Consider the following 24,421-nt stretch of genomic DNA (forward strand, 5'->3'; position numbering starts at 1 on the left):
TGATGATTTGCTGTGAACAACTAAAATTTAGTTGATTTACTTCTATGAAGTATTTGAACCCAGCTTTTAATGAAGATATAAATAAGGAGAAATAAAAGACTCAAACAAGTTCCCCTCTTTTGTGTACGCTATGTAAGATTTACTTAATTGACATATGGTCTTATTGATTGCCCTTAACTTTTCTTACTTTTGTACCTATGGTCTATTTATATGCAAAAGCAGTTCATATTATCTTTGTGGTTTGTTGGATGGCTGGGTTATTCTATATCGTTCGCTTATTCATTTACCATACCGAAGCTAAATCCAAATCTGTAGAGGAGTATGGGGTATTGCATAAACAGTTCATTCTAATGGAGAGTAAATTGTGGTGGATTATCACAACACCAGCGATGTATCTCACTATTCTAGCGGCCCTTGTCATGCTGTATATCAATCCGGGATTGTTGATCATGGGCTGGATGCATGTTAAGCTTACCTTTGTATTGGGACTGATTCTTTATCATTTTGCTTGCCAACGGATTATGTTTCAGTTAAAGGGAGAAACATCTGCATGGTCGTCGACCAAATTACGCCTTTGGAATGAGCTTGCGACCGTTTTATTATTTGCAATTGTATTTACCGTCGTATTAAAGTCTGCTCTCAATTGGATATTCGGTGTTCTTGGACTTTTAATACTGTCGATCTCCTTAATGATGGCGGTAAAACTCTACAAAAAGTTCAGAAATAAAAATAATTAGAATAAAACGTTAAATTCTTAGTTTTCTTAATCCTTTTCACTTAGCGCTAGTCGAACGATTATAACTAGAAAAGGTATATGTATAAGAGACTTTTGACTGTGATTATGTTGCTTGCTATCGCGACTGGTGGATTCGCGCAACGTTATAGACCTTATGGCGGAACATTAACTATTTATTCGACCGATGTTCCTTTCTTCCTTTATATTAATAATGTTTTGTACAATCATAGGGCATCTACTGATATTCGCGTGCCGAATTTGAAAAACCCGCGGTATAATCTCCGTATCGTATTTGCAAATAGACAGCGGAGTACTTTAAACGGAAGTGCTGTACAACTTGCGAACCGAAACGGTCAGTATATGAATGTTGTGTTTTCCGTGAGCAGTCGTGGAGGAAATAGGGGTATTGTACTGGAATCGATGAATCCGGTAGGACGATATAATGATAATTATCGCAACGATGATGATTATGATAATTATAATGAGGATAGCTATTTGAATCAGAACCAACAGGAAGAAAAGGACTATGAACAATATGGACATGACGGAACCGATCATCAGCAAAATCAGGATGACCCGATTGAGAATAATGATTATCTGGATAAAGATGATGCGAACCAATTGAATGATCTGCTCAATCAGAAGGAAAATGATCAGGACCGATTGCAGCTAGCTGCTCAGGAACTGAAAAATAGGCGGTTACGAAGTTCCGAAATCATAGACCTTATGGAGCTATTTATAAGAGACGATAATAAATTGGCTTTTGCTAAATCTGCATATCCAAATTGTGTCGATAAAGAGAATTATGATAGAGTGGGCGATGCATTGTCTTTTAGCTCAACTCGTGAAAAATTGACAGCCTTCATTAAAACCCAACGCTAGGATCTTGTTGGGATCAAATTCATACTTCAATTCCATTGCCTGTGGAAGAGGTAAGGATATGAATTACGTGCATGAACAAAGGGGCTATTTGTGTCAGATTTCCATCCAATCGATGATGTATGACACAAGTTGCCCCTTTCAGTAAAAGGATAACCTAAGCTATATCGTAATTATTCAGCAAAACAGATGTATTTCAGTTCCATGTATTCGTCGAGTCCATGTTTTGATCCTTCACGACCAACACCGGATTGCTTTACTCCGCCAAATGGAGCAGCAGCATTCGATATTAATCCGGTATTGACGCCCACCATCCCCGCTTCAAGTTGTTCCGCTACACGGAAGCAACGATTGATGTTGGTACTGTAGAAATAGGAGGCAAGGCCAAACTCAGTTTGATTGGCCATGGCGATACCATCTTCCTCTGTTTTGAAACTGAATAATGCACAGACTGGACCGAAAGTTTCTTCATGAAATATCAGAGCCTCTTTAGGGATATTGGTCAGGACTGTAGGCTGGAAGAAAAGGCCTTTAATCACATTGCCTCCTGTTGCCAATTCTGCACCATGTTTCAAGGCGTCCTGGACATGATATTGTACTTTTTCCAGGCCTTTGGCATTAATCAATGGCCCTACTTGAACGCCATTATCTAAGCCATTACCTACCTTTAATTGACGTACAGCCTGAACAAGTTTAATAGCAAATTCATCGTAGACGTCTTCCTGTACTATGAAGCGGTTAATAGAGACGCAGGTTTGTCCCGAGTTTCTGAATTTACCGGCAATAGCTCCTTGTACTGCAGCATCAATGTCGGCATCGTTAAAAACTAGAAAAGGTGCGTTTCCCCCAAGTTCCATGGAGACTTTCTTAATGTTTGAGGCGGACTGTTCGATCAATGTCTTGCCAACTTCGGTAGACCCCGTAAAAGAAAGTTTTCGGACCAGATCGTTTGTGGCGAGTTCCTTTCCTATACCGGCACTGTCCTTTCCGGTAATGACGTTAAAAACGCCTTTTGGCAGTCCGGCTTCCTCCGCCAGTTTGACTAAGGCTATCGCGGATAAAGGTGTTTGGGAAGCGGGTTTGAGCACGACAGTACAGCCAGCGACCAAAGCGGGAGCGACTTTTCGGGTAATCATGGCCAAAGGGAAATTCCAGGGGGTAATTGCTGCAACGACACCGACTCCTTGTCGGATTGTCATCATTCTTGTTCCTTTTTTCTGAACAGGAATCGTTTCTCCATACGCTCTCTTGCCTTCTTCAGCGAACCATTCGACAAATGAATTGCCATAGTCTACTTCCACCTTTGATTCACTAAGGGATTTTCCGCTTTCAAGTGTCATAATTTCAGCAAGTAAGTCTCTATTTTGTAGAATGCGGTTATACCATTCGCGGACAAGAACACATCGCTCAGCAACTGTTGTATTTTTCCAGTCTTTCCAAGCTTTGTCAGCGGCCTTTATAGCTTTCGTACAATCTGCGATCTTTAAATCAGGTAAGGCTGCAATTACTTTTCCAGTTGCCGGGTTGACAACATCAAAAGTGTTTTTTGATGTGATGAATTTTCCGTTTATATAGGCTTTGTCAATTAAAAGTGGATTTTTCATTGGACTCTTTAGTTAATTGTTTTTTGCAGGGCAATGTTATTGCTGCAAGCTGTACTGATTTATTATCGCGGGTGTATTACCATGGATTGTTTGATAGAACAGCTACTTTTGTAACAATGTCCTTCTACCAATTGTTTGGCATATAAACAAATTTATGGGAAGATTAGCTCACACAAATTTCTTTCGTTGTTGCTCCGTAGGAACAGCGCAATAGGTATTGGCCCCAAACCATTTATAGCGATTTTTTGCAAAATAATCATAACCTGCATCTCGCCATTTTTTCGGCAGTATTTTTAGAAAGTAAACGATTGAATAGGGAAGCTTTAATGTTTTGCAGATATTCAATATGGCATCGCTTTTGATACAGGTACCTGTGGGAGACACATAGACAATAGAATCAATATTTTTTGGAATAGTATGTAAACTATTTTTAGCGAAATCAGACTGTAAGGAGCTAAATAAAAACCTGTCATTGGTATCTATTTTTAATAGGATTTGAACAAAACGATTACAAACTAAGCAATCACCGTCAAAAAAGATGATATGTTTCCCTTGCGTATCCATTAGTATAAAGCTAGTACTATTTCATCAAAGAACTGCCATGCTAACATCACATCTTTTATAAAAAAAGCGTTGTTTTTTCTAGCGAAAAAACAACGCTTCTGAAATATACTTTTTGGATCTTTATTACAAGTTCTTCATGATGGTATGTCCCATACGATCCCTTTTCGTTTTTAAATATTCTTCGTTGTAGGGGTTAGCTGTTATTTCAATGGGAACATTTTCTACGATTTCCAAACCATAACCGACCAAACCGGCGCGTTTTGTTGGGTTATTTGACATTAGGCGCATTTTTGTTACACCGAGATTTCTCAGGATTTGGGCTCCTACACCGTAATCTCTCAAATCGGCTTTGAACCCAAGCTGCACATTGGCATCAACGGTATCCAATCCATTTTCTTGCAGTTTGTAGGCGTGCAATTTATTGATCAGTCCAATACCACGACCTTCTTGATTCATATAGACAATCACCCCTTTTCCTTCATTTTGGATCATTTCCATTGCTTTATGAAGTTGTGGACCACAATCGCAACGGCAAGAACCGAAAATATCGCCAGTCACACAAGAACTATGTACACGGACAAGAATAGGCTCATCCTCGTTCCATTCACCTTTATAAAGGGCGAGATGTTGTTCGCCAGTATCTTTTTGGGTAAAAGCTTTCATCTGAAAATCACCGTATTGAGTAGGCATATTGACCGTCACCTCTTCGTTGATCAATGAATCGTGCTTTAAGCGGTATTCAATAAGGTCTTCAATACTAACGATCTTTAAACCAAATTTTTTGGCAACTTCCATCAATTCTGGTAGTCTTGCCATTTCGCCATCTTCTTTTAGGATTTCAACCAATACACCTGCTGGTTCAAAACCTGCCAGACGGGCAAGGTCAACAGTTGCTTCGGTATGTCCTGTACGGCGGAGTACCCCGCCATCTTTGGCAATCAATGGAAAAATATGCCCTGGCCGACCTAATTCTTCGTAGTGAATATTGGGATCAATCATCGCCTTGATAGTTTTTGAACGATCAGAGGCTGAAATCCCTGTTGTACAACCATATCCTTGTAGGTCAATAGAAACCGTGAAATTGGTCTCATAAATAGCTGTATTTTGCCCTACCATAAGATCGAGATGTAATGCGTCAGCTCTTTCCTTGGTAATAGGGGCACACACTAAACCTCTGCCGTGGGTTGCCATAAAGTTAATAATCTCGGGAGTTGCATTGCGGGCAGCGGTGACGAAATCACCTTCATTTTCACGATCTTCGTCATCTACGACGATAACTACTTTTCCTGCTTGTATATCAGCGATCGCTTCTTCGATCGTGTTTAATTTGAATTCCATTTATTGTTATATTGTATTGATACAAAGTTAGTGTAGAATCTAATTTTATTTATAATAAGGCTGTCACAAATCTAATGTGACTCCTTTAATTTATTCTTTTTACCAAATTTCTCTCTGATCCACTTCCAGGCTGCTTCGGCTTTTAATTTATACTGATCAATATCAAATAACGCTGAATCTGTTGTCGATTTATAAGTTAAAAAAGCGGCCAGGGGCGTCAACACGATAATGGCCATCCACATACCTACTGCCGAAGATATCGCACCGTCTTTGGCAGTTTTTTCGGCGACCGTAGAGATGATATGATAGATTAAGAAGAAAATGATGGCCATAACGACCGGGAGACCGAGCCCCCCCTTTCTAATAATAGCGCCTAAAGGAGCGCCAATAGCAAATAAAAGGAGACAAGACACAGCTAATGTAAACTTTCTATGCCATTCAATACGATAACGAATATCTTTGGTTTTGTAATCCTTAAATTCGAGTGTACGGCTATTGAGATCCTCTTTTAAATAGTTTAGCTGGCTCAATGCATTCATGGTGATCTGTGTTCGTTGCTCAGGAGGAACAAGATCGGCTATCAGATTTTCATAAGGTTTGATTTTCGCTTCCTTTACTTTGGGTTGCCCAGGTTGATTGACACTAAAATACTTTGAATAGATATTATAACGCGTATCTAAGGTTCTTGTAATTGCCTTCCCCATACTGTCGATTTTAATATGGTTAGAGTCAATGTACATATCCAGCTGTTTCAGATTGAGCATCGCATGGTGGCTCTTGAAAAGACTTTGATCGGTTTTGCCTTGTTGAAAGCTTCCCATGTCAAACTTCTGTTCCGTTTCCTTAAACTTAAAGCGTGTAAATTGCTGGCGCGGGTCGTAAGTTTTCGAGTTCTTTGTTCGTGACTCTTCATAACGTATTCCGTCCTTCAATTTGAGGATCATATAGCTATTATCTGGCGAATTATAAATGTATCCTTCTTTTGCCATCAAAACATTGTTGGCTGTATTGCCCCCACGGTGATCATAAATCATCAAGTCATAAAGAATTGTTCCTTCTTTATTTTTTCCTCTTGCGCGAATGGAATATCCTGGAATTGTATTGTTAAAAATACCTGGTTTGATTAAAAAATCAGCCTTTTTATTACGTACATCGGTTAATAAAGTTCCCATTTTCAGATTGACGACAGGTAGGATATAGTCTGAGAACAGGAATGAACTCGAAGCGAAAATTGCAACAAGTATGAATAAGGGGGTCATGGCCTTACGCAAAGATACGCCAGCGGCTTTGATTGCCACAAGCTCATAGCTTTCCCCCAAGTTCCCAAACGTCATAATGGAGGATAATAGCATGGATAACGGCATCGCCATTTGAATTTGAACAACACATTGGTATCCAATGAGTTCCATTATGGTGTACCATTCAAACCCTTTTCCGATCAAATCATCAATGTATTTGAATAGGAAAAGCATCAATAACACAAACATCACAATAAAAAATGTGACGATGAATGGTTTAATGAAAGCTTGAAGAATAAGTAAATGAACCTTTTTCATCGTGACGCTAAGCAAATTGATGCCTTTACATTAAAGCATCTTCCAGCCAAGGAGCTCATTGAGAGCCCTTGGTGAAAATATATTGCAAAGATAGGTTTTTTTATGCACCTATAACACTCTGAAGATAGACGATTGAATTTTTCCAGATTAATTTTCTGTTTTCCAAGTCCTCTTCTTTAGCAAAATCTGTTATTTTAAGTGCAACATCATTTGTTAGCTCATCTTGATCGATTTCTAGATCGAAGTAATAGGGGTCATCATCGAGCCACTTAAAACGCACTGATTTATTTTCTTTCGAAGCTACGATTTTTGCACGATGCGGTTCATCGTCCCAAATAAAGGTATAAACAGTGTCTTTGTAGTTTACATCGTCTGCAAACCATTGTGCCAGTTCGTTTGGTTCTTGCAAATACGGAAATAAAATTCTAGGTGAAGAGTTGATGATATATTCTAGTTGGAATTTTATTTTATCTGCCATATAAATGTTTTTTTAAATTTTAGTTTGTTTAAATCAAAAATAAGCTATATTTGCGTTCCCAAAATGGCGGGGTAGCTCAGATGGTTAGAGCGTTGGATTCATAACCCAAAGGTCGGCAGTTCGATTCTGCTCCCCGCTACAAATCTCTTTCCATTTTGCTTTTTATTGCATAAACTTATTATTTGTAATAATACATATTTATTTTGTTATTGCAAGTTTTTTTGTGAAAAGTTGAAGGCTTTTTCTTAATTATTTGACTTTAAATTCTCCTAAATCTTATCCCGACTTTTTTTATGAAGGATACAATATTTTACTTCGTTAAGAATGAGTTTGTTGTACTATATAAAGCTTTTTGAACATGATAAATCGTTAAAAAAAATAAAAAAATCTTTTGAATTGACAGGTGAAGTGGTATATTTGCATACCGAAACGGCGGGGTAGCTCAGATGGTTAGAGCGCAGGATTCATAACCCTGAGGTCGGCAGTTCGATCCTGCTCCCCGCTACTAAAAATAAAGAGGCATAATTCAGTTAGATTTCTGATATGCCTCTTTTTTTGATTATAGCTTTCTGTAAATAGGTCTCCTGTGGGAGTTATTTTTTTCCATTCAATGGTTTAAAGCCATAGTAGGCAATGGCTTGTTGTTTGAGCGGATTCAATGACCAGTCTGACCATTCATTGCTGTAAGGATCATAGCCGCATTTTAGGGGTTTTGAGATGTCATACCCCAATTTATTCGTATGCGAACGTTCGGTAAAAGCCCTACAGTCTGTGCAGACATTTCTAAACTCGCAATCCTTGCATACCATAATCTCCTCTTTGGTCATGTCCCAATATTGCTGAATAGCACCCTGTCGCAAAACCTGTTCCAAGGTCATTTCGTGTATATTGCCGAAAGATTGAGGTAAAGCCGGACAGTTTTTGATATTGCCCGCTACATCAATTCCGAGTTTTTTATGTAGACATGAATTATGATTTATGGCTTCTAAGACTTTGGGCATATTTGTATTGAAGTCAGCGACGTTTACTTTTCCGCAAGAATTAATTGCCAGCGTATCTTTTGTGAAATCTAGCGTAAACCTGCTCTCGGTATTTGAGAGTAAAGGAATCTCCTGGCATTGATAAAATTGCAAATGATAGATGCGTTGACTTTGCCTTTGAAGAAGCGCAAAGGAGTCCTTTGTGAGCTCTGTAGTATAAGCTGAAGTTATCTCCATACCTTCTAATGGTGTGTTTTCAAAAGCATTGTCAAAACTAATCAGCTCCTGTAATGAAGCCGCACTTCTACAGAAAACGGCCAGATGCTTAATACCTAAGTTGGCTATAGATTGAATTAATGTTTCGGATATTGTTAATTTTTCAACTTCAATAAATAAATTTGAGATTGGTTGATAATCTTGGTATTCATAAGATAGGGGTGAAAAATTTCTATCCCAATCTTCCTTGGTGATAAAACCATATTCCCTTTCCAGTAAATAATCTATATACTCCTGGACAATAATTTTTGACTCGGGTTCGTAATTTTCGAGCACCCTGTCAATAGAAGTGGATTTTAATTCCGCTATTAGCTCATATAATTCCAAAGGATATAATTTGGAACTATTTCTTCCTAAATCAGAAATCAGTATGCGATTATATCCTTTAGTTATAAAAATATCGCTATATAAATTAAAAAATCTCATAGTAATCTCGTCAGTCGTTTGAATGGTCTTGTGCGCCACAAGTAATCTGTTTGATAGGTCGAACATTTGAGATAACGTGATGAATTTGTGTCTGAATTATTTGAGTTTTGGGAGCCAAATAATTCCATAAACTCAAAGGTCAATGGGAGTTTGTTTTTCTCCTTCGTGATCAAGTCTTTTACTTTCTCTTCCATATTATAAGTATGCTGCTATTTCTCTTTCTAGACCATAATTACAGGCATTTGACATGCCCAAGAACTGGCCGATCGCATTAATTTCTAAAAAATAAAACTTATCCGCTGATTTTATAAAATCCAAAGAGCCGCAGTTTAGGTCTAAGGAATGCATCAATAAGTCAATTTTATGTTCTACTTCAGCGGGAAGTTTATACGGTACATTTCTATTGGGGATCTCACTGTTATACCTTCTATGATCAATTCGGGTTTTTTCATCGTTTTGTGAAATAATGGCTGTAGAATAGATTTTTTTGTTTAAATAAAAACTCCGTATTTCAAAATCTTTTTCGATTTTATCCTGAAAAAAAGAAATGAAGAAGTCCGACTCACTCTTTTGCTCAATAACGGATGTATACATAATTCCGTTATGTTGTTCTTTGATATCATCTATTATCGGTGTCCCGGAGATTGGCTTTACGATGGTTTGATTGACGATAACGTCTTCCATATCCTCAGCCAAAAAATAGCCAGGTACATCCAATCCCACTTCTTTCGCTTTTTCTAAAACCAATAGTTTGTTGACATGACTGTTACTTTGTTTATTGATATGTTTCTTTCCTTCAAGGGACTTAAGGACATATTCCACAAGCCAATGTTGTACCTCAAACATATAGCGATCGATGGATTGATTTTGGTACCTCATCCTATTAAATTCGATTGCTCCTCGTCTATACCATACGGCGCTCACTTCGTCCAGAAAAAACTGGTTGCGATGACTTGTCAAAACAATTCTCTTTTTTATCGTATTGATATCAAACACCTCATCTTCATGAATGCGAATAAATTGCTTGTTCATCGCGATAAGTTCCTTTATAACAGCTGTTGTCGTGACTTCATTATTTTTTGATATGATTAAAATCATGGTTTTGAGCAATTTAGTATGCTTGTTATTAATTGCTTTGTTGGATATCAGCTGCTTTTACTTGTAAAAGCAGCTGATTAAGTAAAAGGTGTTTAATTTACTATTTGGCTTAATTGAAGTGCGGAAAAGCTCCTTCTCTAATCCATACTCTCGATAAATAGGTTCCGCCGTTGCCATCATAAACATCTACATCACGACAACCATGTGCGTCGACAAAGTTTGATTGTATTTCATAGAAACCTGTACTTGACGACATCGCTAATCCACCAATGACATCCTTTTCGATTTTCTTCTTTTCCAAAGCGGAAAAGTCCTTCATTCCTGCTAATTTTTTCATTTTTTGGAATTTATAAGTAAACAAATTAGTGCACATGATATGTGCACTTTAAATGTGAATCCGTAAGCCAAAACCGTTTAAAGGAATTGACATCCTTTTTACCAGGAACTGCTGAGGCAATCCGAATTATCCCACTGTCTACCGATGTACTGACCTCTGCTGTAGATGTCGTAGTCGCGCGCACCACTTTCATTTAAAAAATTTGATGCTACTTCAGAGTATTCCGAACCTCCTGAAATACGTTGCAGATTTTCAACATTTAGCTTTTTGTTTTCTAACGAAGAGAAGCTCTTCATTCCGCTTAATTTTTTCATTTTTTTAAAATTTATAGATTAAAAAAAATTATGTGCACATCATTTGCACACTTAAAATTAATCAATAAGCGAACGGTCTTCTGACGGAATAAATATCTGGTAAGTGTTTCTATATTTTCGCGCACTTTTAAGCGATATTCGTTGGACAGAATATATAGGATTCTATGAATACTGTACGGTTTATGACTATACAGCTTCCCTGAAAAAATGTATTTGTCGCCAACAGTCTATTGGATGACTGTTGGCTAAGACTTGACTATTTGTCCTATCGTTTGGATTGAAGGAATAATAATCCCAGGAATCGGGATAGCATGTCAAATTCGTGTATGGATTCTGTACGGTTTTAATTGTTATCAAAGGCCAAGCTTTTCCAATCTTCTTTTTGTAGGTACTTGAGCATCATAAAAAATACTATCCAGCCAAGTGCTGCTAGTCCCCAGACTAATGATTCATGCTGAAAAATAATTTTATGGAGATAGCCCAGAAATCCTAGCAAACCTAAAATCAATAAATTCACCAGTGCTTTGGAACTGGGTTGGCTCGCTTTGGAAAAAGGATAATTTTTAACGAGAAAGAGCATAATTAGGATACTTTCGATCCCACCTACCGCCGATGAAAGTAATAAATCGTTTATTGAACCGATACCAAATAGGGGAATACAAACGCATAGAAATAGGATATTAAATGGTAGTACGTATTTAATGAGACAAGCTTTAAGGACACCGGTCATAAATTGCCCCGGATGATCTATTGGAGTGACATAATAGATCCAGGCGGCTTTATACTTATTGCTCTGTGTAATCAACTGAAATACGGTCAATATAGTTAACAGTGAAAGATAAAACATAATAATATATAACCCAGATGCTTTTAACTTAAGCAGCTTCTCTGCGAATGGTAGCCCCTCTCCGGTTCGTAAAAATAGAAATATAAAATAGATGGGTAAATAAGCCAAAGAAGGATAGAGTTGCTGCTTAAATTCTCTTGTTTTTGAGCTTATCAGCCATATAATACTAAATCCAGCTTCTTCCAACGGAGAAGCGCATACACTAGCCGCCAATTTTTTATAGAAAGGTCTTCTTGTGCCAGACTGCGAGATTACTTTTGTAGTTTCAGTTAAAGGTGTGTCAGGACTTGCAAGAGCTGCTATTTTGGCATTAAAGCCGCCGGAAAATAATTGTGTACAAGCATAGACTCCAAAGAAAGGAACAACTAGGCCAAGGATTGAAAACAGGATAATCTGTGTGCTAGGGTTGCCCTGAAATAAGGATTGAAACGAGGAGATCCAGGTGCTGGGAAATATCCAAAGGAATTTAAGCTGTTCAATCGTCAATTGGGATTCAACGATCGTTTGAATCATATTGGGGCCAAGATAATAGGATAAAAAGATGATCAGTGAAAGGCCAATCTGTAGATAGGTAATAATATCTTTAAATTTTTGGATGGGTAAATATTTGATGGCAATCAGGTAAAAACCATTGACGAAAACCAATGCCACTAATGTGCTTAAGAGAAGTTGTAACACCAACAGAAAAATAGCAATACTATCCCAGTTGAATAAAACGTACACCAATGCTGGTAGACATAATGCAATAACCTGGTTGAAAAGTTTAATGGCGATAAATGTTATTCGCGATAAGGCTATTGTCCGATCGTTGACCGGTTTTGGTATAATGATATATTGATCCCGAGTGTCTAAAAGTATAGGTGAAAAATCCGATACCAAGGTAATGCTGAGCATGCTGGTAAAACAGAGTAACATAATAGCAAGTGCTAGATAACGATCGGGAATTAGTATGAGAACAGCCGTAAACATCAGGCCAATAAATATATACATGATGAATTGTATAATAGAGCTGGACGAAGAAGACTTCCCCGTATTCCGTTTCTTAAATGTTATCGGCTTTCTGTTCTCTAGGGTAATTTTAGTTTCTAAAATAATTTTAAATTGTCTATAGTTGACTCCTAAGCTCTCCCAAATTCCCTTGAACAGAAGAATAAATCGTAAGATAAATTTTTCCATATTATTGAATAGCAGTAATAATATTGGATGCATCAAGTGCATCGGTATTGGTTAATTTTGCGAATATATGTTCGAGTGATTCATTGGGATTCGACTTCAACTCATTAATGGTGCCATCGGCAATGATACTTCCTTGATTAATCAATAAGATTCTGTCGGAAACTTTTTCAACGACATCCATCATGTGGGAGCAGTAAAAGATAGTTTTACCTTCTTTGGCAAGCAGTGATATGAGTTCCTTAACAAAAATCACGGCATTGGCATCCAGTCCCGAGAGGGGCTCATCCAGAATGATGATCTGCGGGTTATGGATAATACCAGCGATCAGGAGCACTTTTTGGCGCATACCTTTTGAAAAAGTATCCATTCTATTATTAACGTTTGCGGCAAGACCGAATGCGTTTAATAATTTTAAGGAACGTTCTTGAAGCGTATGATCATCCATTCCATATAATTTTCCAACAAAATCAAGGTATTCCATAGGAGTCAATACATCATAGAGCTCCGCATTTTCAGGAACGTATCCGAGCTGGGATTTTATCGAAAGGGGATCTTTTTGAATATCAATGCCATTGATTTCAACTTGGCCAGTGAAGTCCTCAATCAATCCCGTTAATATTTTGACTGTAGTAGATTTTCCTGCTCCATTGGGGCCTATATAGCCGATGACCTGGCCCGGAAATATATCCAGATTGATCCCTTTTAAAATTTCTTTTGTTCCGTATGATTTTTTTAGGTCAATGATGCGAATAAGAGGTGACTGATTTTCCATATAATCTAAAGCTTATGCATAAACTTACAGAAAAATATAGAGTTGTACACGCTTTTCTCATTGAAAATCCGTTATAGCGAAGTTAAGTATTTCCTTATGTTAAAATAATCTTCTTTACGTTTCAAGACCGGCTGACGCTATCCTACAGAAGGAAGTTTCGGATTCTTTCGCTTCCGAATGAATGCTCGTATAGGTTGATCAGAATAAGCTGTGGTTCGACTAAATTCTTTCCGTACTGAACTCTTTCCGTGATTAACATTATGTCAAGGGTATTAATGGCATAAATAACACGGATACGAAAGATGTACGAATCCTTATTGAAGTTAAAATCTAGTTGTATTCGGTTAATATATATGTGTTTTTGACATTTATTCTTTTTTAATTTAGTTTTCATTATAAACTATTAATATAAATAAATTATGAAGAGAGTCATTATGCTACTTCTATTGTGGTGCAACATAAGCCTTTCGCTCTTTGCCCAAGAGAGTCTGGTTTTAAAAGGCCGGGTGAGCGGTCCCACAGGCGAGGCTATTGTCGGCGCTACTTTATCGTTGGAAGGGAGAAAAGAAAAGTCTTCATCAGGACCGGGCGGTACGTTCTCCCTTTCGTACAAAAAAGGGGATGCTCTCCATGTTTCATCTTTAGGTTATGTAACTTATCGAGTTGTTTTAAATGGACAGGTCTCACTAGATATCCATTTACAGCAATCATCGGAAGCCCTGGATGAAGTAGTGGTTGTGGGATATGGCACACAGAAGAAAGGGGAGGTTACGAGCTCAATTGCGAGTGTGAAGTCTGAGGATTTTACAAAAGGGGCAGTCAAGGACGCCGGTCAGTTAATACAAGGTAAGGTCGCGGGGCTGCGGATCAGTACACCGAGCGGTGATCCCGGTGAATCAACGCAAGTGAGCCTTCGGGGATTAAACTCCATCAACGGATCGCAAGATCCATTAGTGATAATTGACGGTATTCCCGGTGATTTGAGTACAGTGGCCCCTGAAGATATCGAATCTGTCGATGTATTAAAAGACGGTTCTGCAGCGGCAATCTATGGAACACGAGCGACAGCAGGTGTTATTTTGGTCACTACCAGACGGAATACTGCTACTGAAAGCCGTACTACGATAGAATACAACGGGTATGCAAGCCTACAGACCTTGTTTAGGAAACCAGAAATGATGGGGGCGGGTGATTATCGCCGATTGATTGCTGATGGGATTCCCTATCAAGATTTGGGAAGCGAAACCGATTGGGTGGATGAGGTGACTCGTAACCCGCTAAGTCACAATCATAATATCTCTTTATTTGGTGGAAATTCGCGCACAAATTTTACAGGATCAATTAACTATCGGAACTGGGAGGGGATATTCTTAAAAAGCGGACAAGAGCGGCTGAATATCCGGGCCAACCTTAACCATGATATGTTTGATGGTAAGCTAAAGACGAATGTACAACTCATAAGTCGCAATACGAAAAGTAATAATGGCGGATCTTCGCCATATATGTGGAGGCAGGCAATTATCCGAAACCCGACGGACCAAATTTATAACGAGAACGGAAAATGGCAGGAGCGCGATGCATACTTTTATGACAATCCTTTAGGCATGATTTACGAGACCATTGACGATAACATATTTAGGGAAACTCGTTTGAGCGGATCGTTGGATTACCGACCTATTAAGGGGCTAAGTTTGAAAATGTTGCTATCGCGGGTGCAGAATAACGATCTATCTGGCAATGCAACGACCTTTGATCACATAAACACGACTAAGAATAATCTAAATGGTACGGCTTCACGGAATACACGGTCATCAGTACAAAACCTCACGGAGCTTACCGCTAATTATACGGCTACTTTCGATAATCACAAAATTGATGTATTAGGTGGATATAGCTGGCAGGATGATACTTTTGACCAATTTTACGCGTACAATTTTGATTTTCCAACAGATGACTACACGTATAATAAGCTTGAAGCGGGCATGGCTCTTCAGCGGGGTTTGGCCGAAATGACAAGTTATAAGGAAAATCGGAAGCTCATCGGATTCTTTGCTCGGTTATCATATAATTATAAAGAAAAGTATATGGTTTTGGCTAGTATACGTAGAGAAGGTTCATCGACTTTCGGCGCGAATAATAAATGGGGAAGTTTTCCCGCTATTTCGCTGGGTTGGGATATCGCAAAAGAAGATTTTGTGAAGGACATCACAGCCTTCAATCAATTGAAGTTAAGAGCAGGGTTTGGTGTTACAGGTACCATTGCATCGGCTTCCTATATGTCGCAGACAAGCTACAACTTTGAGCGGGTACAAGGAGCGTACATCAATGGAAGATGGGTGCCGGGTTTTGTTCCCACGCGTAACTTCAATCCGGATTTACGCTGGGAGAGGAAGAATGAATATAATGTAGGATTGGATTTCAGCCTTTTTGATAATCGGGTTTATGGATCGTTTGATTATTATACTCGTCGGGTAAAAGATTTGCTGTATCAGTTTAATGTACCGTCGCCGCCTTATCTATATTCAAGCATGATGCTAAATGCTGGTGAGATGAGCAATATGGGATTCGAAGCGTTGGTGAATGTAAATGCGCTTCGGAAAGGTGACTTTAAATGGAAGACAGGGCTGACGGTAGCTACAAATAAAAATAAGCTGATTAACCTTTCTAACAAGCAATTTGATGTTACCGTTCCATTCTTTGAAGCCGGATATACTGGTGAACCTATACAAATGTCCACGCATAGGGTGGAGGTGGGACGACCTGTTGGTGATTTTTATGTGTGGAAAACAGTTGGCGTGGATGACAATGGTAAGTGGCTTGTAGAAAACCAAGAAGGGAAAACTATCCCTATTAGCGAAGCGACATTAGATGATCGGCAGTATTATGGAAATGGTATACCGGATGTAAACGTAGGTTGGAATAATAATTTTAATTATAAACAGGTCGATTTTAGTTTCAGCTTCCGAGGATCATTTGGACATCAGGTTCTTAACATGTCTAGGATGTATTATGAGAACCCGATAAATAAAGCCTATAATGTACTCAAAACAGCTTATGATCCCGTATATGGCAAGACGTTGACAAATGACCTCGTTTATGTATCACATTATATAGAAAATGCAGACTTTATGAAGTTGGACAATGTGACCTTGGGCTATACTTTCAAACCCAATACCATAAAAGGAATTCAAAAATTTCGTGTCTATGCATCGGGACTCAATTTGTTGACTATCACTGGTTATAAAGGTTTGGATCCAGAGGCGGCTAGTTACCGTGGTGATTTTACTTTTGCACCGGGGATCGAGCATAGGGATCGTTATCCTACGACACGTACATTCACCATGGGCCTAAATGTTACATTTTAAAAACGTTTATTATGATAAGAAGATATAAATATATATATAACGCATTGTTATGTGGTGCGGGAGTGCTCGGACTTCTATCGTTCCAATCATGCACCAAGCTGGATGAAGAGGTGTTTTCAGAGGTTTTGGAGAAAGATTTTAAGCCTTCCGAACGCGATCTTCCATTTATTGTATCTCCCGTTTATGCATCTTTCCGCTCGTTGATGTTTGGATGGCAAGGATATTTTGACTTGCAGGAAGAGTCTGCAGACCATATTATTACCCCGGTGCGCCCCAATGGCTGGGATGATGGTGGAACTTATAGACGCATGCATCAACACACCTGGAACGCTGTCCAGTGGCAGCCTTATAATACTTGGCAACAGGCATATTCAAGTATCACCAAAGCTAATATGGTAATTATGCAGATCGAAGAAAAATCGCTTCCTCTACCTGATGAGGTCGCTCAAGCTGCAATAGCAGAGTTGCGGGCCGCAAGAGCCTTAGCTTATTATCTATTACTGGATAATCATGGTAATGTACCCATTGTAACGGACTATAGAAATGTGGCATTGCCGAATCAGAAAACAAGAAAAGAAGTATATGATTTTGTAGTGAAAGAACTTGATGAAATTATTCCATTGCTATCACATGACGTCGCACCAATGTATGGGCGGATGAATGTGTGGGCTGCAAAAACATTGCTCGCCAAGGTTTATCTAAATGCAGAGGTATATACTGGAATAGCACAATGGGATAAAGTTATTGCCGTAACGGATGAAATTATACAGTCAAATGCTTTCCGCCTCGATAATGAATATAAAAACATATTTTCTGCAGTAAACGAGAGCTCGCCGGAAATTATTTTCTCCGTTCCATATGACGAAGTGTATGGCCATGGAAATCAATTGCATATGAAAACGCTGTCGCCCCTGAGCCGGCTGGTATACAGTATGTCGGCTGGTCCATGGGGAGGAAACTGTGCTGTGCCACAGTTTATCGATACCTATGATCCTGACGATCAACGCTTTTATGATAGCTGGGTGCAAGGGGCACAATACAATGCTACGACTGGTGTAGAAGTCATTAACTATGTAAAAGAGGTTCCTGGAATAGGTGGTGACGGTACTATTGCATCTGATAATGCCGGATTCAGAATTGGAAAATATGCTATAAAAAAAGGTGCAACAAGCAATCTGGATAATGATTATCCGATGTTTCGATATGCGGATGTGCTGATGATGAAAGCTGAGGCTTTGCTGCGGTTGGGCCGGGAGAATGAAGCCGCCTTGCTAGTTTCTGAAGTAAGAGCACGCTCTTTTAAATCAAACCCAGAGAAAGCTATAGTGACTGGAATTGACCTGTTGAAAGGTAGTGTTTATAATTATGGATGGCAGGAAAAGGACGGAACCATCAAAGGGGAAAATGGCGGTGCAGATATTAAATTTGGACGGTTTTTAGATGAGCTAGGGTGGGAGTTTGCTGCCGAAGCACGTAGGCGTCAAGATATTATCCGTTTTAATGTATTTCAAAAAAAATCATGGTTTAACCACCGACCGCATGAAAATGCGCAAACACGAATATTATTTCCTATTCCAAATGATGAAAGGAATAAAAACCCGAACCTCAAACAAAATCCTGGTTATTGATCGATCGGCTGATCCAATAATTTAGTGATAGGATATAAGTGTTAAATATGCGTCTCCTATGTTTTGCAAAAAGATATAGGGGACTGCTTCCAATAAAAAGGAGTCCGAAGACTCCTTTCACAACTACTTTATAATCGAAAAACTACCTATCATTCTTTGGATATCCTTCTTCATCAAGATCATCTCGCAAATCTTCCTCATTCTCAGCCAACTTCTTATCCAATGGCGATAAACGATCATGTTTGAAAGTTTCGATGCGCATACTTGCATCTTCCAGATCTTCTTCTTCTAACTCATCCCGGTCGGCATATTCATCACCGACGAAAGGGTTTGAGTCATCATAAGTGGAATCATCGTCGACAGCTCCTTCAGATAGCGTATCATAATTTGCCGGATGATCATAGCCTGGGTCATTGTCCTCAACGTCTAACTCATAGCTGTCCAGCTCTTCGTTGTAAGCTAGATTCTGTTCTGAATCAGGGGCGTCGGATTCAACTTTACCCTTCGTCTTTTTATGTTCTGTGCTAGCCATAATATTATGATTTATCTATAGTAATAGAACAGGTGGAATGGGAAAAGGTTTTAAAATTTAATGCTACAATAGCGGAGGAATTTATTTTTTAATAATAGGAGCTCCCTTTTAAATAGCTTGTCATATAAGCATAAATCAACACTGATACTGCAAACAAATTGGAAGTAGTTTTGTTTAATTAACAATAGTAAATCTTGACCACTATGATTTTCAAGCGTTTAAATTATCAGACATTACAGAGCCTGCGTCTACAAGGGTATAATATCTTATTGACGATAGCGGGAGCAGAGGATGAGAACCCTATTTATTTCCCTATGAAATTGGAGTCGCTCAATTCTGAGCAAGCTAAGGTGGATCGTACAAAAGAGAACATAGTTCAGGGACAAAAGATATTGATTCTGGACGAAGCAATCCAACGTTCATTAAATAATGACCTCAACGGAGTCATTCAGCTTGATCATTGACCAAATATTTTTTGGATTTTTTGTAAGCACTTGGCGTAGTATGCCTTTTCTTCTTATAAAAGTTGGTCAGGTGGCTTTCGTCATTAAAACCTAGTTCATCCACGATCTGTTTCATCGTGTACTGGCTAGAGGCGAGCCTTTCTTCAATACGTTGAATGCGGATATCATCTATATACAATTTATAACTTTTCTGATATTTCTTCTTAAAAAATGCGCCGAAATAATTTGCTGAAATCTGAAATTGATCTGCAATATTTTTAATCTGTAGTTTTTCGGGGAAATAGATATTTTGCTGGATATAGGACTCTATTTCCTTGTCCATTTCGCGAGACTCACTGATTGGGAGGTTCAGTTCCTTTAATATATTTTCGATGATCGCGAACAACGACATCACTTGGTGGAAGATAAACGTGGAGCTTGCTACATCCTCAGATTCTCCCTGCTGATAAATCAACGAGAACACTTTTTCTATTAATTTCCGGTTGTCTTTTTTTAGGGATAGACTTTTATTTTGCAGTGTTTCCGAATTAAAAATCTCCTGTGGATTGTAGCAAAGACAGAAATTTTGCTGTATATGATGCAGATCTTTAAAGTAATGGCTTGAAAAATATAACATATAGACACTGGAATCTTTCTTAGTTTCAAGTATTTCTGAGGCGGTATTCAGGAACAGTAAATTTTCTTTCAGAAATTTAGCGCCGCTATTTTTCGATACTAGCACGCCTTCTGCGATATAAGCCAGGGCAAAATCAAAACCTAGTCCACGAAGATTAATTTTTTGTTTATGTTTGATTTTTTCAGGGAGGAAGGATAAATTCATATGCGTGCGTAAATTTTATTTATGGACTATTGATCAATTAGCACCGTGGTTCTCTTTATTTAAAAGATAACAATGATGTCGTGAACACCTTGATTGGTATACGGTTCGTAAATAATATTTGCTGTCTAAAAGTTGCGAGCCGTACCTTGATATTCAGCTGATCGAAAGGCCAAATATCGTTATTTTGGTTTGTATCTTTCGATTCTTAGGAAAAACAATGGATATTTATGAATTGGGAATGTCATTAAGTACTTTTTGCGTTTCGTGTCAGTTTCTCAATGTTGTCCCATTGTTCTTCGGGAATAATGTCCAGGCCATTAAATTCGCCAGCACCCTTTAACCATTCTCCACCATCTATTGTTATCACATCACCATTGATGTAACTCGAATAGTCGGATACTAGATAAGCGGCGAGATTTGCAAGTTCGTCTAATTTACCTAGGCGTCCCAAAGGGATCCGCTTGGTGGGCGATAGAAGTTCGCCCAATTCACCTGGGAGTAGGCGTTCCATTGCACCTGAAGTCTGGAAAGGCCCCGGGGCAATAGCATTTAAACGTATTCCTTTCTTGCCCCACTCTACAGCAAGAGATCTTGTCATAGCCAATACACCGGCCTTGGCGGTAGCCGAAGGAACTACGTATCCTGAACCTGTCCAGGCGTAGGTAGTTACGATACTTAATACCGTTTTGTTTTGGTCTTTATTTTCAATCCAGCGCTTACCCAACGCTAATGTGTAATTAATACTACCTTGAAGAACGATTCCAATAACGGACTCAAAAGCACGATGACTCAGGCGTTCGGTGGGAGATATAAAATTTCCCGCAGCGTTGTTAATTAATATGTCTATTCCTCCCAATTGCTCATACCCATAAGCAACTACACGCTCTACATCTTCATAATTACGTACATCCCCTGCGATGGCAAAACATTTCCCTTGATGCTTGTCGGATAATTCCTGTGCTGTATGTTGAATCACATCGTCCTTTCGGCTGCTGATCAGGCAAGAGGCACCTAATTCCAAAAAATAGTCCGTCATCGCTTTTCCTAACCCGGTGCCACCACCTGTAATTAAAATACGTTTGCCTTTTAATGAATCTTCTTTTAGCATGCCCATATCTTGTTTCCTTTTTTGTATGATTTAAGTTACATAAATTTAATGAAAATAAAAGCAGTAGTAAAAAGTGGGGAATTGGTCGAAGCACTTATGCTAAACATAAGGAATAGGTACTAAGGCCGACCGCATATAAATAAAAAAACAGGGACTATTTTTACAAAAGTCCCTGTTTTATTTTTCCGATCTATGGCTAGAAGGGAAATATGCTTATGCGCCTAATTGTACGCGTTTGAAAGCAGTTACTGTTAATCCTTTAGAAACTGAATCTAAGAATTGAGCGATATTTTTTGAGGAATCTTTTACAAATTCTTGGTTCAATAACGTAGTATCTTTGAAGAATTTGTTCAATTTACCTTGAGCGATTTTCTCAGCCATATCCGCTGGCTTGCCTTCAGCAATGATTTGCTCTTTTGCGATGGCAATTTCACGCTCGATCGTGTTTTGATCAACACCATCTTTATCGATTGCGATAGGGTTCATCGCTGCGATTTGCATTGCAACGTCTTTACCAGCTTCTTCAGCACCAGCTGCATCAGCAGAAAGACCTACCAATACACCTAAACGGTAGTTACCGTGGATATAAGCGATTACTTTCTCAGCAGAGATTGTTTCGTATTTAGATACGTCAATTTTCTCTCCGATTACACCAGTTTGCTCGATCAAAGCATCAGCGATTTTCTTGCCATCAAGTTCCAAACCTTTTAATTCTTCCAAAGAAGCTGGTTTGTTGTTTAATGCTAGGTCTGCGATTTTTTCTGCGAAAGCTACGAAATCTGAGTTTTTAGCCACGAAGTCAGTTTCACAGTTTACTTCAACTACGATACCTGATTTACCATCAGCAGTTGCTTTAGCGATGATAACGCCTTCGTTAGAGTCGCGATCTTGACGGCTAGCAGCTACCTTAGCACCTTTTTTGCGCAAGTAATCTACAGCAGCTTCAAAGTCACCATTAGACTCAACCAAAGCTTTTTTACAATCCATCATACCAGCGCCAGTTTGTTGACGCAATTTGTTTACATCTGATGCAGAAATTTGTACTGACATGTTTATTTCTTTTTATTATTGTTTACTACTGAAAATATTATACAATATTAACTTAAAGCATGTTAAGCTAATATGAAGTTTAACATTCCTTGATCATCAAGTGTTGTTAAACCAAAAAACCGGACAGATAGGCTAGTTCAAGAAAAGTAATCTTTTCCAGAAACTAACGCTACGCTATCCGGTTTGGAATAAAAATATTATTCTCCGTCTTTCGCTTTGCGAGGACGTTTAGCTTCTGAAGCTTCACTATTGTCAACCTTTGCTTTAGCAGCAGCGGCATCTTTTTCAGCTTCTTCTTCTTTGTCGCGTTTGCGCTCGTCCAAACCTTCTTGGATTGCTTGACCAATGATGCTTGCGATTAAGCTAATAGATTTACTAGCGTCATCATTCGCAGGGATTGGGAAATCAATGTTTGAAGGATCAGAGTTTGTATCTACCATCGCGAAAGTAGGGATGTTCAATTTCATTGCTTCAGAAACAGCGATGTGTTCTTTTTTCACATCGATGATAAATAAAGCGGCTGGTAAACGATTCAAATCAGCAATACCTCCTAAAAGGTTTTCTAATTTGATACGCTCACGTTGAATCATCAACTTTTCTTTCTTAGACAATACATCGTAAGTACCGTCTTTTTGCATTTTGTCGATGTTAGACATTTTTTTGATAGACTTACGAACTGTAGCGAAGTTAGTAAGCATACCACCTAACCAACGCTCAGTAACGAAAGGCATATTAACCTCTTTAGCTTGCTGTGCGATGATTTCTTTAGCTTGTTTTTTCGTTGCTACGAATAAAACTTTACGACCTGATTTTACGATTTGTTTGATAGCTGAAGCAGCCTCTTCTAATTTCGTAAGAGTTTTGTTCAAGTCAATGATGTGGATACCGTTGCGCTCCATGAAAATGTACTTAGCCATTTTCGGATCCCATTTACGTGTAAGGTGACCAAAGTGCACACCTGCATCCAATAAATCTTGATAAGTAGTTCTTGCCATTTTTTGATCCTCCTTTGATTAACGTTTACTGAATTGGAATCTTCTACGAGCTTTACGACGTCCTGGTTTCTTACGCTCAACCATACGGTCATCACGTGTTACTAAACCTTTAGCGCGTAATGCAGGTTTAACTTCTGGGTTAAGCTCAATCAAAGCTTTTGAGATCGCTAAGCGAACAGCTTCTGCTTGACCTTTAATACCACCTCCGTTAACGTTTACTTTTACATCAAAGTTTGCTAATTCACCAGCTACGCTTAATGATTGTGTAGCGATGTATTGCAAAGGTAATGTTGGGAAATACTCTTTGTAGTCTTTACCGTTTATAACAATGTTTCCGCTACCAGCAGTTAAGTAAATGCGGGCAACAGCAGTTTTTCTTCTTCCTGAAGTGTTAGTTGTTGACATGTCGATTCTCCTTAAAATTTAACTGGTTTTGGATTTTGTGCTTCATGCTTGTGTTCAGTACCAGCATAAACGTAAAGGTTCTTAAACAATTGACGACCTAAACGGTTTTTAGGAAGCATACCACGAACAGCTTTCTCAATGATGCGTTCAGGGAATTTAGCCATTAACTCTTTAGGGGAAACGAAACGTTGACCACCTGGATATCCAGTGTAGCGTACGTAAACTTTGTCGCCTAATTTGTTTCCTGTCAATCTAATTTTGTCTGCATTGATAACAATAACGTTATCTCCACAGTCTACGTGTGGGGTGAATGTAGGCTTGTGTTTACCACGAATTACTTTCGCGATATTGCTCGCCAAACGCCCCAAAATCTCTCCTTCAGCGTCAACAACGATCCACTCTTTGTTAACGGTGTTCTTGTTGGCAGAGACAGTTTTGTAACTTAACGTATTCACTTGCTTTTGTTTAAATAATTTGTTAAAATTTTATTTCTTCCCCTTATCACAAGGGTCTGCAAAGGTACATCTATTATTCTATATTTTAAAATCTATTTTGCTTATTTTATTGAAAACGAGCTAAGTTTCCGATAGACTGGACCAATCTCAATATTTTTACAACTTACTCGAATGAATATTGTTACATTAGTTAGTATATTGCAAGGAGAATTTTTAAT

General features: G+C 38.6%; 24 protein-coding genes and 2 tRNA genes. 7 read left to right on the forward strand and 19 right to left on the reverse strand.

The window, feature by feature from the left end:
* Positions 1-197 precede the first annotated feature (197 nt).
* Entirely contained in the window at positions 198-737 is a 540-nt protein-coding gene (locus HPC41_RS23405) for a CopD family protein (protein ID WP_172396525.1), read from the forward strand.
* 77 nt (positions 738-814) lie between these two features.
* Positions 815-1,618, forward strand: coding sequence for a proline and serine-rich protein 1 family protein (locus HPC41_RS23410; RefSeq protein ID WP_172396527.1), 804 nt, complete (start codon positions 815-817; stop codon positions 1,616-1,618).
* A 170-nt stretch (positions 1,619-1,788) separates the two neighbouring features.
* Here the strand turns inward: HPC41_RS23410 and HPC41_RS23415 are convergent, their stop codons facing one another.
* The 5 genes from HPC41_RS23415 to HPC41_RS23435 all read right to left on the reverse strand — a co-directional run bounded on the left by HPC41_RS23415 (position 1,789) and on the right by HPC41_RS23435 (position 7,155).
* Positions 1,789-3,219 carry an NAD-dependent succinate-semialdehyde dehydrogenase gene (locus HPC41_RS23415; RefSeq protein WP_172396528.1) on the reverse strand — a complete coding sequence of 477 codons (1,431 nt, stop codon included), beginning with the start codon at positions 3,217-3,219 and terminating at the stop codon, positions 1,789-1,791.
* Between the two features lie 168 nt (positions 3,220-3,387).
* Positions 3,388-3,783 carry a thiol-disulfide oxidoreductase DCC family protein gene (locus HPC41_RS23420; protein ID WP_172396530.1) on the reverse strand — a complete coding sequence of 132 codons (396 nt, stop codon included), beginning with the start codon at positions 3,781-3,783 and terminating at the stop codon, positions 3,388-3,390.
* A gap of 123 nt (positions 3,784-3,906) precedes the next feature.
* Positions 3,907-5,121, reverse strand: a complete 1,215-nt coding sequence (locus HPC41_RS23425) for a bifunctional 3,4-dihydroxy-2-butanone-4-phosphate synthase/GTP cyclohydrolase II (RefSeq protein ID WP_172396531.1) — start codon at positions 5,119-5,121, stop codon at positions 3,907-3,909.
* A gap of 71 nt (positions 5,122-5,192) precedes the next feature.
* Positions 5,193-6,677, reverse strand: a complete 1,485-nt coding sequence (locus HPC41_RS23430) for an LptF/LptG family permease (RefSeq protein WP_172396532.1) — start codon at positions 6,675-6,677, stop codon at positions 5,193-5,195.
* A gap of 100 nt (positions 6,678-6,777) precedes the next feature.
* Positions 6,778-7,155: an START-like domain-containing protein gene (locus HPC41_RS23435; RefSeq protein ID WP_028070596.1), complete on the reverse strand. Its 378-nt coding sequence runs from the start codon at positions 7,153-7,155 to the stop codon at positions 6,778-6,780.
* Between the two features lie 65 nt (positions 7,156-7,220).
* Here HPC41_RS23435 and HPC41_RS23440 point away from each other — a divergent pair.
* Together HPC41_RS23440 and HPC41_RS23445 are read left to right on the forward strand one after the other, a co-directional pair.
* Positions 7,221-7,294 (forward strand) — tRNA-Met (locus tag HPC41_RS23440).
* A gap of 292 nt (positions 7,295-7,586) precedes the next feature.
* A tRNA-Met gene (locus HPC41_RS23445) sits at positions 7,587-7,660 on the forward strand.
* Positions 7,661-7,748: 88 nt separating this feature from the next.
* Here the strand turns inward: HPC41_RS23445 and gwsS are convergent.
* From gwsS to HPC41_RS23480, 7 genes are all read right to left on the reverse strand, one after another.
* On the reverse strand, positions 7,749-8,837 hold the full coding sequence (gene gwsS / locus HPC41_RS23450; RefSeq protein WP_246251007.1) for a grasp-with-spasm system SPASM domain peptide maturase: 1,089 nt from the start codon (positions 8,835-8,837) through the stop codon (positions 7,749-7,751).
* Positions 8,834-9,031 (reverse strand): hypothetical protein, encoded by a 198-nt coding sequence (locus tag HPC41_RS23455; RefSeq protein WP_172396480.1) that lies wholly within the window; start codon positions 9,029-9,031, stop codon positions 8,834-8,836. Before HPC41_RS23455 ends, gwsS begins: the two co-directional genes overlap by 4 nt.
* 1 nt (position 9,032) lies before the next feature.
* The gene (gene gwsG, locus HPC41_RS23460; protein WP_172396534.1) at positions 9,033-9,935 is read right to left on the reverse strand and encodes a grasp-with-spasm system ATP-grasp peptide maturase; all 903 of its coding nucleotides are present in this window, start codon (positions 9,933-9,935) and stop codon (positions 9,033-9,035) included.
* Between the two features lie 109 nt (positions 9,936-10,044).
* Positions 10,045-10,272, reverse strand: coding sequence for a TIGR04139 family peptide modification target (locus HPC41_RS23465; RefSeq protein WP_172396535.1), 228 nt, complete (start codon positions 10,270-10,272; stop codon positions 10,045-10,047).
* A gap of 98 nt (positions 10,273-10,370) precedes the next feature.
* Complete coding sequence (locus HPC41_RS23470; RefSeq protein ID WP_172396536.1) at positions 10,371-10,586, reverse strand: TIGR04139 family peptide modification target; 216 nt, start codon at positions 10,584-10,586, stop codon at positions 10,371-10,373.
* A gap of 343 nt (positions 10,587-10,929) precedes the next feature.
* Positions 10,930-12,609: a hypothetical protein gene (locus HPC41_RS23475; RefSeq protein ID WP_216660865.1), complete on the reverse strand. Its 1,680-nt coding sequence runs from the start codon at positions 12,607-12,609 to the stop codon at positions 10,930-10,932.
* A gap of 1 nt (position 12,610) precedes the next feature.
* The gene (locus tag HPC41_RS23480) at positions 12,611-13,381 is read right to left on the reverse strand and encodes an ABC transporter ATP-binding protein (protein ID WP_172396540.1); all 771 of its coding nucleotides are present in this window, start codon (positions 13,379-13,381) and stop codon (positions 12,611-12,613) included.
* A gap of 419 nt (positions 13,382-13,800) precedes the next feature.
* Between HPC41_RS23480 and HPC41_RS23485 the strand changes: the two genes are divergently transcribed.
* Both HPC41_RS23485 and HPC41_RS23490 read left to right on the forward strand, forming a co-directional pair.
* Positions 13,801-16,746: a SusC/RagA family TonB-linked outer membrane protein gene (locus HPC41_RS23485; RefSeq protein ID WP_172396541.1), complete on the forward strand. Its 2,946-nt coding sequence runs from the start codon at positions 13,801-13,803 to the stop codon at positions 16,744-16,746.
* An 11-nt stretch (positions 16,747-16,757) separates the two neighbouring features.
* Entirely contained in the window at positions 16,758-18,374 is a 1,617-nt protein-coding gene (locus tag HPC41_RS23490; RefSeq protein ID WP_172396543.1) for a RagB/SusD family nutrient uptake outer membrane protein, read from the forward strand.
* A gap of 142 nt (positions 18,375-18,516) precedes the next feature.
* Here HPC41_RS23490 and HPC41_RS23495 read toward each other — a convergent pair whose 3' ends face one another.
* A complete protein-coding gene (locus tag HPC41_RS23495) occupies positions 18,517-18,906 on the reverse strand; it encodes a hypothetical protein (RefSeq protein ID WP_172396544.1) in 390 nt (129 codons plus the stop codon).
* Between the two features lie 203 nt (positions 18,907-19,109).
* Here HPC41_RS23495 and HPC41_RS23500 point away from each other — a divergent pair, with 203 nt between their 5' ends.
* Positions 19,110-19,370 carry a hypothetical protein gene (locus HPC41_RS23500; RefSeq protein ID WP_172396546.1) on the forward strand — a complete coding sequence of 87 codons (261 nt, stop codon included), beginning with the start codon at positions 19,110-19,112 and terminating at the stop codon, positions 19,368-19,370.
* Here HPC41_RS23500 and HPC41_RS23505 read toward each other — a convergent pair.
* The 6 genes from HPC41_RS23505 to rplM form a co-directional block, all read right to left on the reverse strand.
* Complete coding sequence (locus HPC41_RS23505; protein WP_172396547.1) at positions 19,351-20,190, reverse strand: helix-turn-helix domain-containing protein; 840 nt, start codon at positions 20,188-20,190, stop codon at positions 19,351-19,353. The genes HPC41_RS23500 and HPC41_RS23505 overlap by 20 nt on opposite strands.
* Positions 20,191-20,434: 244 nt before the next feature.
* On the reverse strand, positions 20,435-21,298 hold the full coding sequence (locus HPC41_RS23510; protein WP_172396801.1) for an SDR family oxidoreductase: 864 nt from the start codon (positions 21,296-21,298) through the stop codon (positions 20,435-20,437).
* 213 nt (positions 21,299-21,511) lie between these two features.
* Positions 21,512-22,348, reverse strand: a complete 837-nt coding sequence (tsf, locus tag HPC41_RS23515) for a translation elongation factor Ts (protein ID WP_108636732.1) — start codon at positions 22,346-22,348, stop codon at positions 21,512-21,514.
* 197 nt (positions 22,349-22,545) lie between these two features.
* Positions 22,546-23,343 (reverse strand): 30S ribosomal protein S2, encoded by a 798-nt coding sequence (rpsB, locus tag HPC41_RS23520; RefSeq protein WP_104385702.1) that lies wholly within the window; start codon positions 23,341-23,343, stop codon positions 22,546-22,548.
* 18 nt (positions 23,344-23,361) lie between these two features.
* The gene (gene rpsI, locus HPC41_RS23525) at positions 23,362-23,748 is read right to left on the reverse strand and encodes a 30S ribosomal protein S9 (RefSeq protein WP_172396549.1); all 387 of its coding nucleotides are present in this window, start codon (positions 23,746-23,748) and stop codon (positions 23,362-23,364) included.
* An 11-nt stretch (positions 23,749-23,759) separates the two neighbouring features.
* The gene (gene rplM / locus HPC41_RS23530) at positions 23,760-24,203 is read right to left on the reverse strand and encodes a 50S ribosomal protein L13 (protein WP_077437655.1); all 444 of its coding nucleotides are present in this window, start codon (positions 24,201-24,203) and stop codon (positions 23,760-23,762) included.
* Positions 24,204-24,421 lie beyond the last annotated feature (218 nt).

Origin of the sequence: Sphingobacterium prati (genome assembly GCF_013167215.1) — a bacterium.
Lineage (GTDB): Bacteria > Bacteroidota > Bacteroidia > Sphingobacteriales > Sphingobacteriaceae > Sphingobacterium > Sphingobacterium prati.